At 73.3% G+C, this 12660-nt stretch carries 10 protein-coding genes; 1 reads left to right on the top strand and 9 read right to left on the bottom strand.

Translation table 11 applies throughout. The features are described 5' to 3' along the window. Positions 1 to 43 precede the first annotated feature (43 nt). The 9 genes from ACFY93_RS23320 to ACFY93_RS23280 form a co-directional block, all read right to left on the bottom strand. Positions 44 to 1354 (bottom strand): MFS transporter, encoded by a 1311-nt coding sequence (locus tag ACFY93_RS23320; RefSeq protein ID WP_391362204.1) that lies wholly within the window; start codon positions 1352 to 1354, stop codon positions 44 to 46. Positions 1355 to 1356: 2 nt separating this feature from the next. Then, positions 1357 to 2574 carry an ATP-grasp domain-containing protein gene (locus ACFY93_RS23315; RefSeq protein WP_391362201.1) on the bottom strand — a complete coding sequence of 406 codons (1218 nt, stop codon included), beginning with the start codon at positions 2572 to 2574 and terminating at the stop codon, positions 1357 to 1359. 52 nt (positions 2575 to 2626) lie between these two features. Then, positions 2627 to 3394 carry a phenylalanine--tRNA ligase beta subunit-related protein gene (locus ACFY93_RS23310; RefSeq protein ID WP_391362198.1) on the bottom strand — a complete coding sequence of 256 codons (768 nt, stop codon included), beginning with the start codon at positions 3392 to 3394 and terminating at the stop codon, positions 2627 to 2629. Between the two features lie 182 nt (positions 3395 to 3576). Beyond that, complete coding sequence (locus ACFY93_RS23305; RefSeq protein ID WP_391362195.1) at positions 3577 to 4800, bottom strand: MFS transporter; 1224 nt, start codon at positions 4798 to 4800, stop codon at positions 3577 to 3579. Further along, entirely contained in the window at positions 4800 to 6089 is a 1290-nt protein-coding gene (locus ACFY93_RS23300) for an amidohydrolase family protein (protein ID WP_391362192.1), read from the bottom strand. Before ACFY93_RS23300 ends, ACFY93_RS23305 begins: the two co-directional genes overlap by 1 nt. A 46-nt stretch (positions 6090 to 6135) precedes the next feature. Then, positions 6136 to 6783 (bottom strand): hypothetical protein, encoded by a 648-nt coding sequence (locus ACFY93_RS23295; protein ID WP_391362189.1) that lies wholly within the window; start codon positions 6781 to 6783, stop codon positions 6136 to 6138. Between the two features lies 1 nt (position 6784). Beyond that, the gene (locus tag ACFY93_RS23290) at positions 6785 to 8206 is read right to left on the bottom strand and encodes a phenylacetate--CoA ligase family protein (RefSeq protein WP_391362187.1); all 1422 of its coding nucleotides are present in this window, start codon (positions 8204 to 8206) and stop codon (positions 6785 to 6787) included. Between the two features lie 517 nt (positions 8207 to 8723). Then, positions 8724 to 9320 carry a gamma-glutamyl-gamma-aminobutyrate hydrolase family protein gene (locus tag ACFY93_RS23285; RefSeq protein ID WP_391362184.1) on the bottom strand — a complete coding sequence of 199 codons (597 nt, stop codon included), beginning with the start codon at positions 9318 to 9320 and terminating at the stop codon, positions 8724 to 8726. Continuing rightward, on the bottom strand, positions 9317 to 10900 hold the full coding sequence (locus ACFY93_RS23280; RefSeq protein ID WP_391362182.1) for a chorismate-binding protein: 1584 nt from the start codon (positions 10898 to 10900) through the stop codon (positions 9317 to 9319). Before ACFY93_RS23280 ends, ACFY93_RS23285 begins: the two co-directional genes overlap by 4 nt. A gap of 242 nt (positions 10901 to 11142) precedes the next feature. Here ACFY93_RS23280 and ACFY93_RS23275 point away from each other — a divergent pair, with 242 nt between their 5' ends. Further along, positions 11143 to 12543 (top strand): aminotransferase class I/II-fold pyridoxal phosphate-dependent enzyme, encoded by a 1401-nt coding sequence (locus tag ACFY93_RS23275; protein ID WP_391362180.1) that lies wholly within the window; start codon positions 11143 to 11145, stop codon positions 12541 to 12543. The last annotated feature ends 117 nt before the right edge of the window (positions 12544 to 12660 follow it).

Here is a 12660-nt window from a genome sequence, read left to right as displayed (position 1 = left end):
GTGGCCGGCGCGGGCGGCCGCGAGGGGCGGCGTCCCCGCGCCGCTACGCGCCGGGTGCCGACGCCTCCGCGGTCCGGGCGGAGGGCGCCGGGTGGGCCGGCGCGGGTGCGGGATCGCCCCCGGCGACCGGGCCGGCGACGGCCGGGTCCCTGGTGGCCGGGTCCCCGGTGGCCGGATCTCCGGCGGCCGACGGCCTGATCCGCAGCAGGGCGAACGCCGCCATGCCGACCAGGGGCGCAGCGAGGAGAATCAGGAAGACGGGCTGATGGCCCTGCCACGTCCAGACCACGCCGAGGCCGACCGGCACCACGAGCCGGGCGAGGCCGAGCACGAAGCCGTTCAGCGCCATGAAGCCGCCGACCCGGCGCTCGTCGACATGGTCGGCGATGTACGTGGGCACGACGACGGAGACGATGATCTCTCCGAGCGTCCAGACCACCGTGGACAGCAGGATGGCCGCCAGCGAGAACCCGACGACGATCACGCCGAGACCCATCGCCCACAGTGCTCCCGCGATCAGCAGCAGCCGCTTCGTGCCGTGGCCCCGGATGTGCTTCTCCAGGACGAGGCCGAGGCTCACCACGACGACGCTGTTGACCGTGTAGACGGCTCCCACCAGGCTCGCCGAGTCGTGCAGCACCGTGGTGACGGCGAGCGGCAGCGCGTACTCCAGCCCGATCAGCGGCACCACGTAGAAGAAGGAGGCCAGGACCAGCCAGAGCACGTGGCTGTGGCCGAGCGGCCCGGAGCGCCTGTCCTCCGTGCGCTTCGCGGAGCCGCGCCTGCGGTCCTTGGGGACCCAGACCGCGATCATCGCCGCGCACACCAGGCCCGCGAGGATGTTCCCCGCGAACATCACCTCGTACGAGTAGGCCGCCGCGACACCGCCCAGCAGCGGGCCGATGCCCATCCCCAGGTTGTTGCCGACGTAGCTGACCGTGTAGGCGAAGGGCCGCTGTTCGGGCGTGGTGAGGTCGGCGACGAGGGTGTTGGACGCCGGGCTGAATATCCCCATGCCCACGAGGGCGACGAAGAGCAGGACCGCGTACGTCCACGGCGGGCCGTCGAGCACGGCGAGGCCGAGGTAGCCCGCCGCGTTCAGCAGCAGCGCGGTGAGCAGCGCCGTACGGCGGCCGAGCCGGTCGCACAGCGGACCGCTGAGGAGACTGCCGACGAGCAGGCCCGTGCTGCCGATCGAGATCAGCAGGCCCGCCTCGCCGGGGCTCAGGTCCTCGCCCCGCACCAGGTAGACGGCGAGCAGGGGGAAGACGAACATGCCGGCGCGGTTGACGAAGGAGGCGAGGAAGAGCACGCGCAGGGGGAGGGGCAGTTCCTTGAACCGTGTCCACCGCATGGCTACGCCTGCTCGGTCTCGACGCGGAAGGCGTCCCGCACGGTCTTGAAGCGGGTTCTCACGTCCTCGAAGTCACTGCCTTCGCACACGTACCAGCCGAGCACGTCGTTGGAGCGGGTCGGCGGGGCGAGGACGTCGCCGGCGCTCTTCCACACGTCGGCGTCGAGCACCCCGTCGAGGGCCTTCAGCTCGTCGGGGGAGGTGATGGCGGTGATCCTGCCGTACTCGCCCGACGCCAGATACTCCGTGCCGACCTCGGGGCCCGGGCGCGCGGCGGGCCGGTGGTCCGGGTCGAGTTCGAGCCGGCACCACTCGCCCGCGAGGTTGATGCCGCGCCCGGCCTCGATGGCCGGCACGATCGAGCCGCCACCCGCCCGGGCCCCCGCCTCGCCGAAGACGACCGAGCCGTCGTCGAGCAGGAAGAACTCGGCGTGCACCACCCCGGTCCTCAGCCCGAAGCCGCGGAGCACGACCGCGTTCAGCTCCAGGATGCCGCGCTCGCCCGGGGACAGGCCGTACTTGCGGGAGATGGTGCCGCCCGGCTCGTCGCGGTACTCCAGGACGGAGTACGTGTACTGGGAGAGCTGCTCGAAGACGGCCTCGCCGTCCTGGAACAGCGAGTCGACGTGGAACTCGGTGCCGCGGACGAACTCCTCGACCCGGTACTCGTGCCGGTCGTCACCCATCTCCTCCCAGACCCGGTCGAGTTCCTCCCGGCCGTCGACCCGGTAGGTGTTGCCGCAGGCCCAGCCCGCGTACGGCTTGACGACGACCGGGTACCCCACCTCGTCGGCGAAGCGGGCGACGGTGCCGACGGTGTCGGGGCGGCAGGAGCGCGCGACCCGCACACCGAGTTCCTCGGCCCTGCGGTGCATGACGTTCTTGTCGCGGAAGTTGAGCGCCTGGTCCGGGGTGAGGCCGGGGATGCCGTGGTCCCTGCGGCAGCGGGCGGCCGGCAGCACGTCGCCCTCGAAGAGCGGGAAGATCCGCTCGACGCGGTGCTCGGCGACGATCCGGCCGACCGCGGCGCGCACGGAGGCGGTGTCCTCGAGGTCCGCGTGGTAGCGGGCCAGGCCGTCGGTCTCGGGGGCCTGTTCGCCGGTGGGCAGCAGCACCACCGTCCGGACACCGAGATCGGCTGCGGCCGCGACGACGGCGCGGAACTGGGCGGCGTAACGGCCCGCCGCGGGCCGGTAGACCACCAGGATGGAACGGTTCACGGGGTGCTCCTCACACGAGTCGTACGGGTCACGCGCGTCGACGCGTGGGCGGTCAGCGGACCGACGCGGCGGACGGGGCCGCGAACAGCTCCCCGGACGGCGTGGACGCGTCGAGCACCAGCGGGCGGCCCGCACCGGCACCGAACTCGTCGAGCGCCTCCCCGATCCGGCCGAGCGCCCGCTCGACGTCGTCACGGCCGCCCTGGTGCGCCGACTCCACGGTGAGCAGGATCCGGCGCCGACCGACGGCGGTCTTGACCACGTCGCCCTGCCGCCAGTTCCAGCGCCGCGAGTGCGCGCGCCCCCGGCCGTCGGCGTAGACGACCTCGCCCGGTTCGGGCTGCTCGGGCGCGTCGGGCGCGCCGAGCGGGAGGTACGTCTCGGTGCCGTCGGCGAGGCGGATGTGCAGCTCGTCCTCGATGTCGCCCACGTCGCACGAGGCGACCGGGAGGCGGCTGTCGAGGGAGACGGCGTTGCACAGATCCACCAGCGAGTTGATCCGGGGCAGGCGGTCCCCCTTCGCCACCCTGCGCAGGACCGACTCGGCGGCGCAGGGGAAGCGGTTGGGGTTCACGCCGACGGTCCGGTAGGCGTCCCGCCAGGCGGCGATCGTGGGCAGCGCGGAGACGTCCGCCTTGGTGAGCCGCTCGGCGTGCAGGGTGTCCTCGGCCGCACCGAGCCGCGCGGTCACCGCCGGGGCGTCCTTGACGACCTCGATGTCCGGCACGGCGATCAGGCCGAGCACGTAGCCGGGCACACGCGCCGTGAGCCGTGCGTCGATGGTGACGGTCAGGGTGCGGGCGGCGGCGGTGCTGTCCATGAGCTGTGATCCTTCGCTGGCGTGTCGGTGTCGGTGTCGGTGTCGGTGCCGGATCCGGTGCGGTGACCGGCGCCGACGCGGTGGTCCGCTGATGACGCGACTGACGGTAAGGAGCGCGGGACCCGCGAGATGTGGCCAATTCCCCGGAATTACGGAAGGCCGCTTGCGGGGACCGCCCCGGCTCAGCCGGCCCTTCCCGCCGGCCGGGGCGCCCGCTTGGCCGCTCCGGCCGGCCGCTCCGGTGCCTTCACGCGTACGCCGATCAGGGCCGTGACCAGGGCGAGCGCCGCGAGACCGGCCCCGTACGGGCCCAGCGCGTCCAGGCCGTCCGCGCCCGAGTGCGCGATGACCCGGCCCCCGAGGAACCCGCCGAGGGAGATCCCCGCGAAGGTCGCCGACGAGTTCAGGGAGAGCAGCAGGGGACCCGAGGTGGGTGCGATCGCGAACAGCCGGTGCTGCTGCGGCGGCTGGGTGGCCATCGCGGTGACACCCCACGCGCCCATGGCGACGGCCGCGGTGAGCATCCCGTCCCGGCTCGACGGCAGCGCCGCCAGCACGGCACCGAGACCCGCGACGGAGGCGAGCAGGACGGGGGTGGGCCCCCACCGGTCGGTGGCACGCCCGCCGAGCACCGTGCCGACGACCGCGAGCACCCCGAAGACGAGGAGCAGCAGTGCCAGCGTCGTACCGGAGCCGTCGGTCGCCGGGGCGAGCACCGCGCCGATGTAGGTCAGCGCGAGGTAGCCGCCGGTCATGAACAGCAGCGTGGTGAGCACGGCGAACAGCACGCGCGGATCGCGTGCCGGGGCCAGCCGTGCCGCGAGCCCCGGTGCGGCGGGCAGCCGCACCTCGGGCAGTCCGCCGGCGCACGCCGCCGCGCACGCCACGCCGAGCCCCGCGAGCAGCCAGAACGTCGAGCGCCAGCCCAGGTCGGCGGCGAGCCAGGTCCCGAACGGCACCCCCGCCACGGTCGCCGCGGACAGTCCGCCGAGCACCACGGCCATGGCACGCCCGCGCCTCTCCGGCGGGGACAGCGCGGCGGCCGACGCGGAGGCGGCGGGGATGTAGAGGGCGGCGCCCGCGGCGGTCGCGACCCGGGCGGCGAGCAGCGCGCCGAGGCTGGGCGCGAGGGCCGACGCGGCGTTGCCGAGGGCGAAGACGACGAGGGAGACCACCAGTACGGTGCGGCGCCCGGCGCGTCCGGTGAGCGCGCCGAGGACGGGCGCGAGGACGGCGTAGGTGAGCGCGAAGGCCGTGCTCACCCACCCCACGTCGGCGAGGCCGGAGTCCAGGCCGTCGGCCACCTCCGGCAGCACCCCGGCCACCACGAAGGTGTCGGTGCCGATGGCGAAGGCCCCGACGGCGAGCAGCGGGAGGACGGGCAGGACGGAACGGGTACGGGCCATCACGCGGCTCCTGCCGGGACACGGGGACGGAAGGCGCCGGCGTCGCCGGCGACGGGGGTGCCGCCGAGCAGCACCAGCTCGATGGCTCCGGGGCGGCCGAGCACGGTGATGTCCTCGGCCGGGTCGCCGTCGGTGACGACCAGGTCGGCGAGCCGGCCCGCCTGGACCGTCCCCGCGTCGTCGCCCCGCCCCGCGAGCCGGGCGCCGCTGGCGGTGGCCCAGGTCAGCACGGTGGGCGCCGGGATGCCCGCCATGGTCACGTACAGCTCCAGCTCCTTGGCGTAGGTGCCGTGCGGGGTCCAGGCGAAGCCGAAGTCGTCCCCGGCCACGACCGGGATGCCGCGTTCCACCATGAGCGGCAGGATGCGCAGCGTGTTGGCCACCTCGGCCTCGAACTCCAGCGTCTCCAGGTACTCCGGGGTCTTGCCGTGCTCGGTCCCGGTCGTCAGCAGCATGTGCGGCTGGTACAGGCTCGGCACCACGAAGATGCCGCGCTCGGCGATCGCGTCGAGTGCCGCGTCGTCGGCGTACGTCGCGTGGTCGATGACGTCGACCCCGGCGGCGATCGCGTTGCGGATGCCCTGCAGGCCGCGCGAGTGGGCCCGCACCCTGGCCCCGTGCTCGTGCGCGGTGCGCGCGGCGACCACCAGCTCCTCGGCGGTGAACAGCAGTTCGTGGGAGCGGCCGTTGGGGAAGGTGTCGTCGCCCGAGGAGAAGACCTTGACGATCTCCGCTCCCTGGGCGATCTCCCCGGCGACGTACTCCGCCATCTCCTCCGGTGTGTCCGCCAGGCGCATGAGGTCCGACGGGATGCGCTTGCCGACCTCGGGATTGCGGCGTCCGGGAGGCCCGGAGACCATCAGGTCGCGGCTGCACGGGGTGATCCTGGGCCCCCGCAGCCGTCCTGAGTCGACGGCTTGGCGCAGCGCCATGTCGATCCCGGCGACCGAGCCGGCGCCGACGAAGGCCGTGTAGCCGAGGCCGAGAAGGGCGGTGGTGTTCTCGGCGGCGGCCAGGGTGATCTCGGGGACGGAGTACTTGAAGAGCATCTCCCGTCCGTCGAGGATGTTCAGGTACGCGATGTGGGTGTGGCCGAGGGTCATGCCGGGCATCACGGTGCGCCCGCCGAGGTCGAGCACGTCGACCTCGGGCGAGTGCGACGGTGCGTGGCCGGCCGGCAGGACCGCCTCGATGCGGTCGCCGTCGAGCAGCACACTGTGGTGCGGCAGTGAGGCCCGGCCCAGGCCCTCCTGGACCGTGGCGTCGTGGAGCAGGGTCTTGCGTGGCACGTCGGACATCTCCCCGTGTCGTACGTCTGTCTGGTGGCTGTCGGCCTCAGGCCGCGCTGGTGTGTCCGGTCTCCTCCGACGCGTGGCCGAACAGGGTCCAGATGATCTCCGCGCCGGGACGCCGGGCCAGCCAGCGCAGCCCGTGGGCCCGTACACCGGGCGCGTTGGTGACCGCGAGCTGCGCGCCGCCTCTGGCGACGACCTCGGCGGCCTGCTGGGTCGAGGCGGCGTCCACCCACGTGACCTCGCGGTCGCGCAGCCGCAGGGGTACCACCTCGGCGTAGATCCGGCGGACCTCCCACATGGCGGCGACCGTGAGCGGGCCGCCGCCCGGCGCGGGGAAGCAGCCGTCCCCCGACGCGATCCCGTACTCCGGCGTGGCCTGCGGGAAGAACGCCCGCAGCCGCAGGTCCCGGTGCCAGTGGAAGCGGGTGAGTCCCTGGTAGGCGCTGGGTACGAGGGCGAACTCGACCTTCCGCCCGAGGAGGTGGTCGAGCACGTCGTCGAAGGTGGTGAACAGCTCGACGGACAGGCCGTGTTCCGCCGCGAGGGAACGGGCCGCCAGCTCGCTGGACGTCCCGGCCGGGCCGAGCGTGCCCAGCGTCGTCCCGGGCCGGTCCGCCCACCGTCGGCTCAGCGCGCTCCATCGCGCGGTGTACGCCTCGGCGAGCGCGCCGGGCAGGGGCGCGGACACGTCAGCTCTCATAGCCACGGTTCGCCGCCATCTTCCGCGCCACCCGGGTCTCGTGGTCGGGCGCGCTGCGCCGGTCCACGATGCGCGCGGCCTTCCAGCTGACGAAGGCGCCGGTGCTCACGATCGGGTCGAGACCGTCGCTGAGTTCGACGGTGACGGGCACCCCGAGGTTCTCGGCGGCCCGTGCCCGCACCGCGTCGGCGAGGCCCGCCGGGTCGTCCACCATGCCTTCGAGCAGTTCGAGCCGCACGGTCAGACGGTCCTGGCCGGCGGCGTCCCGCTCGATCACGACCTGGTACCCCGCGCACCCGGTGACCCCCGTCATGACGGCCGTCTCGACCTGCCCCGCCGTGAACCGCCCCTCGCCCAGGGCGAGCCGGTCCAGGGTGCGGCCGACGATCCGGACCAGGTCGCCCGGCATCTCGCAGTCGCAGTCCGACTCCTCGACGACCACCGCGTCGCCGGTGCGGTAGCGGACGAGCGGCTTCACACCGTCCACCAGCATCGTCACGGTCAGCTCACCCGTCCCGCGAGGGCCCAGGGAGACGCCGGACTCCGGATCGACGACCTCGACGAGGTAGTTGGTCTGGGAGAGGTGCATGCGCTTGTTGCGGCAGGCCGTCGCGATGACGAAGGCCTCCTGGGAGCCGTAGAGGATGTTGTAGACGTCCGCGCCCCAGACGGTCTCCAGGTTGCGGGCCAGCGCCGGTGTGCACATCTCGCCCGTGACGAACAGCAGCTTGACGGAGAAGTCCCGCCGCAGGTCGTAGCCGAAGTGCTCGGCGGCCTTGGCCAGGGTGAGGGCGACGCCCGGGGTGCAGCAGATCACCTCGAGTTCGAGGTCCCGCATCAGCTGCAGCGCCTTCTCGAAGCCGATGACGGGGGAGTACGGCCAGATCTTGGCGTTGAGCGAGCCGACGTTGCGGGCGATGTCGCCGAGGGTGTCGCCGAAGGAGTGCACCTCGGTCGGGCCCATCAGGCCGATCCGCGGCGCGTGTCCGCCGAAGTGGTGACGGAAGATCGACGCCCAGGACTCGGTGATGTGCGCGTTGCTCGCGGTGATCTCGCGGCCGTCCCGGGGGCAGGGCGTCGCCCGGCCGGTGGTGCCGGTCGTCTCGTAGAAGAAGAGGGCGTCGGCGAGCGGCCTGCTGAGGACGTCCAGCATCTCCTCCCGCAGATGGGCCTTGGTGGTGTACGGCAGTGCCGAGAGGTCGTCGGGCGTGACCGCCGCGAGGTCGACCCCCTTCAGATGCCGCGCGTAGAAGGGCGATCCGTCGCTCACCTGGTCGAGTACGGTGCGCAGCTGGCGGGTACGCCAGTCCGCGAGGGCCTCGCCGGTCAGCGTGCGGCCGTAGAAGGCCCGGTGGAGTTCTAGGTACCTGGCGGCGAAGTCGGCCGCGGGGCCCTGCGTGGGCAGCCACATGGGCGGTGGATCCTCTCGTGGTGTGGGGCGGTGCGGCCGGCGTCGTGCCGGGCCCGCCTGCCGCGTGGAACAGGTGTCCGTGTCGAGTGGGCGCGCGGCCGTGGAGGCGTACGGACCGGTGCGCCGGGGGAAGGGGGCCGGGGTCCCCGTCGCCGCCGGGGTGCTCGGGCCGCCGCGGTCGGGTGCGGCGGCGTCACCGGGGTCGGGTGCGGCGGCGTCACCGGGGCCGGATCTCCGGGGGCGGGCCTCCGGGGGCGGTCTCCGGGCCGCTTCGGGTTTCGTGCCGGTGGCCGGCCGCGGGGCCGTGGGACGGCCGGCGCCGCGTTCCGGGCGGCGCGGGCGGGCCGTCCGGCCCGCGGCGCCGGGCCGGTCAGGGACGACGCGCGGCGCGGGCGTCGTTGCCCGGGACCGCGCGCGGCGGCGGGAGTCGTCGAGGGCGTCCGGGCCGTGGTGCGGCCTGCCGGTCGGCGTCCCGGATTCCCCTCAGCCGGTGGCGCCGCTCAGCCGGTGGCGCCGCTCAGCCGGTGGCGCCGCTCAGCGTGTTCGTCGAGCCCGCCCGCTCCAGGAAGTTCCCGAAGAGCCGCATGCCGTCCTCCGTCATGACGCTCTCCGGATGGAACTGCACCCCTTCGACGGCGAGCGTCCGGTGCCGGACGCCCATCACGTAGCCGTCGTCCAGGGACGTCGCCGTGACCTCCAGCTCCGCGGGCGGATCGGTGACGATCAGTGAGTGGTAGCGGGTGACGGTGAGGGGCAGCGGGGTGCCCGTGAAGACCCCCCGTCCGTCGTGCTCGACGGGGCTGGTCTTGCCGTGCTTCACATGCCGGGCGACGGCGATCCGCGCCCCGTACGCGAGGCCGATCGCCTGGTGGCCGAGACAGACGCCGAGCAGCGGCACCCGTCCGGCGAAGGCGTGCACCAGCTCGACGTGCCCGGAGGCCTCCGGGTGCCCGGGTCCGGGACCCAGGACCACCGCGTCGGGGGCCGAGTCCACCAGGTGCCCCACCGCGCGGGTGCGTGAGCGGACCACCTCGGTCTCGGCACCGAGCGTGCGCAGGTACTGGTCGATGATGTGGCTGAAGCTGTCGTACGCGTCGATGAGCAGGACCCTCACCGCAGCAGCTCCTGCCCCGTCAGCGCCCAGTAGGCGGCGCTCATCTTGGCGAGCGTCTCGCGCCATTCGGCGCCCGGTTCGGAGTCGGCGACCATGCCGGCGGACGCCTGGGTGCTGTAGCGGACGCCGTCGTGGACGGCGGTTCTGATGCACAGGGCGAGCACCGCGAAGCCGCGCACGTCGACGAGTCCGAGGGCACCGGCGTAGATGCCGCGCGGATGGTCCTCGATGTCGTCGATGATCTCCATGGCGCTCAGCTTCGGCGCGCCGGTCATGGTGCCCGCGGGGAAGGTCGCGCAGATCGCCGCCCAGACGTCGGTGCCCTCCCTGATCCGGCCCGACACGGTGGAGACCAGGTGGTGGACGTAGGCGAACGGCTCCACCTCCATCATCGTGTCGACGGACAGCGTCCCGGGCACGGCGACCCGTCCGATGTCGTTGCGGCACAGGTCGACCAGCATGACGTGCTCGGCACGCTCCTTGGCGCTGGTCCGCAGGCCCGCCACCCGGCGGGCGTCCTCGGCGGGGTCGGCGGAGCGGGGCGCGGTGCCCGCGATGGGGCGCATGGAGATGGTGTCGTCCTGGACCCGCACGAACAGCTCGGGGCTCGCCCCGATCACCGTCCGCCCCGCCCAGGGGACGAGGTACATGTAGGGGGAGGGGTTGCGGTGGCGCAGCCGCCGGTACACCTCTCCCGGCGTCAACGCGGTCTCCACGTCGATGCGGTGGCCGATCTGGATCTGGTAGGCGTCGCCGACCGCGATGTGGCCGAGGCACCGCTTGGCGCGTACGACGAACGTCTCCTCGTCCACGGTGTCGCGCACCGACAGGGGCGGCGGAGCGTCCGGCACGCCGGCCGCGCGGCTCACCACGCCCTGGGCGTTCACCCGGGCCACGGCCGCCCGCAGCGGTTCCACGCCGCCGTCCGCCGGAAGCAGGGGCCCCTCTGCGGCGAGGTGCCGTACCCCGCCGTCCCGCAGGTCGTACCAGACCGTGTCCTTGAACAGCGTGAGCGTGCAGCGCGGCAGGTCCGTCCCCGTCCGCGGGGCGGGAAGGTCCTCCATGTCCCAGGCCGCCTCGTACGAGAGCGTGGTGAGGAAGCCGAAGGCGAAGGTCCCCGTGGGCACCTCGGTGTCGACGTCGAAGGCGCCCTGTACCGCGCGCAGCATCCGCCACACCGCGTCGGCATCGCGCACGTCCCACCGCCGTGTGCCGTTCCCGGCGCGGTGCGGCGCCCCGGCGGCGGCCGTCAGGGCGGCGGCGAGCGCGTCGCCGAGGCCACCGGTGGCGGTGAGTTCCACGCGGTCGGCGAAGACGCGCAGTTCCGCGAGGCGCCCGCAGCCGACGGCGGCGAAGTGCCGGTCGCGCTCCGGTCCGTCCAGACTCTCGAAGAGGTAGGCGTCGCCCTGTTCCCGCGTGGCGGCGAGGGCTTCGTACAGGCTCAGCGCGTCGACGGCCGGAAGGGTCTCGCAGACCACCCGCACCCGCACGCCCCCGGGTCGTGCGGGCCGCCCGGCGGTCTCCCGCGCGGCCCCCTCCGCCCCGGCTCCGGGCGGGTTCAACTCAGACAGCAACGACATGACGAAACCTTTCTGATCCGAACGGACCGTAGGGGCTTCGAGGAATCAAGAATCACGTCCGTGGCGTACTCGAGTCGCGGTCGCCACGCATCACGCTTGCCAGGACCGCATCGTCCCGGCTCCCCCGCGCCACCCCCCGTGCCGCCGGCGACCTGCCCGGCGGCGAATGTGTGCGCGAAATGACTTCATCAAATGTGAGAATGCGCGGGCCATACCACTTCGGCTGTCCGGGAGGAGACCACTTGTCGTGGCAACTGGGGCTCACCGTGGACCGGGAGTCGCGTCTTTCCCTGGCCGTCCAAGTCCGCAACTCACTCCGCGATCTGGTTGAGGACGGAACTTTATGGCCGGGCACACGAATACCCTCCAGTCGCCAACTGGCGCTGGACATCGGTGTTTCCCGCAGCGTCGTCGTGGAGGCGTACGAACAGCTCTCGGCCGAGGGATATCTGGAGACCAAGCGGGGTTCGGGCACCACGATCGCGCACCGGGCCCAGCCCGACACCGCGGGCTCCACCCTCGTACCGCCCGATCCGGAGCCCGCCGCCGGAGCCATGTGGGACCTGCGCACCGGTACGTCGAACGTCGTGGACTTCCCCCGTCAGGAGTGGATCCGCTGCGTCACCGGCGTGATCAACGACTCGGGCCGCCTGGAGCTCGGCTACTCCCCGCCGGCCGGTGTCCCGCTGACCCGCCGGGTGCTGACCGGCTATCTGGGCCGAGTGCGCGGCGTCCGCAGCCGCCCCGAGGACGTGATGGTGACCTCCGGGTTCGCCCAGGGTCTCGCCCTGGTCTGCAAGGTCCTGCTCGACCGCGGCCACACCACGCTCGGCGTGGAGGACCCCGGCCACCCGGGCGAGCGCGAGTTCATCACCAGCTCCGGCCTGCGCCCGGTCGGCATACCGGTGGACGAGGACGGACTGCGGGTGGACCTCCTGGAGGAGAGCGGCGCACGGGCCGTCCTGGTCACCCCAGGCAATCAGTTCCCCACCGGCGCCCGGCTCGGCCCGGACCGCCGCGAACGCCTCACGGCCTGGGCGCGTGAGGTCGACGGCTACGTCATCGAGGACGACTTCGACAGCCCCTTCCTGCACCGCAACGACCGGCTGCCCGCGCTGCAGAGCCTCGCCCCGGACCGGGTCGTCTACGCCGGAAGCGCGAGCAAGGCCCTGGCCCCCGCGCTGCGCCTGGGCTGGCTCGCGGCCCCGTCGGAACTGATGGCGTCGATCGAGCACGTCCGCGCGGGATGGGACATCGGCTGTTCCGGGCTGGAGCAGCTGGCCTTCACCCGGTTCGTGGACACCGGTGCCTTCGACCGGCACCAGCGCAGGCTCCGCTCGGAGTTCCACCGCCGCCGGCAGGCCGTGCGCCGCCAGGCCGCGACGAGTCTGCCCGGCAGCCGCCTCCTGGGCGGGGACAGCGGTCTCCAGGCGTACCTGCGGCTCCCCGGCCACGTCGACGAGCGGGCCCTGGTCCGTGCTGCCCGCGCCCGTTCCGTTCTGGTCCGGGGCGGCCGCTTCTACGCCCTCACGGACACGTCGCGGCCCCCCGCGCTGGTGATCAGTTACGCCACGGTGAACACCGGTGGGTTGATCCGGAGCCTGATGGAATTGGGCTCCGTATACCGGGAGTTGACCACCTGACGCGCGCGGACCGGAATGGGCGCGCCGCTTTCCCCGGTAATCGTCCGAAGTCCCGGGAGCGGCACGGCGGCTGAGGCCCGCACCATTGCCGGCGGCCCCTAATGCGCGCGCATACGC

This window comes from Streptomyces sp. NPDC008313 (assembly GCF_042956125.1).
GTDB lineage: Bacteria > Actinomycetota > Actinomycetes > Streptomycetales > Streptomycetaceae > Streptomyces.
Note: the sequence above shows the minus strand (reverse complement) of the source record. Positions and strands in the feature narration are given on the sequence as shown.

Bases quoted from the DNA above. Each gene is read 5' to 3' on its own strand.
- ACFY93_RS23320 (WP_391362204.1), bottom strand. From the start codon at position 1,354: ATGCGGTGGACACGGTTCAAGGAACTGCCCCTCCCCCTGCGCGTGCTC.
- ACFY93_RS23310 (WP_391362198.1), bottom strand. From the start codon at position 3,394: ATGGACAGCACCGCCGCCGCCCGCACCCTGACCGTCACCATCGACGCA.
- ACFY93_RS23305 (WP_391362195.1), bottom strand. From the start codon at position 4,800: ATGGCCCGTACCCGTTCCGTCCTGCCCGTCCTCCCGCTGCTCGCCGTC.
- ACFY93_RS23290 (WP_391362187.1), bottom strand. From the start codon at position 8,206: ATGTGGCTGCCCACGCAGGGCCCCGCGGCCGACTTCGCCGCCAGGTAC.
- ACFY93_RS23280 (WP_391362182.1), bottom strand. From the start codon at position 10,900: ATGTCGTTGCTGTCTGAGTTGAACCCGCCCGGAGCCGGGGCGGAGGGG.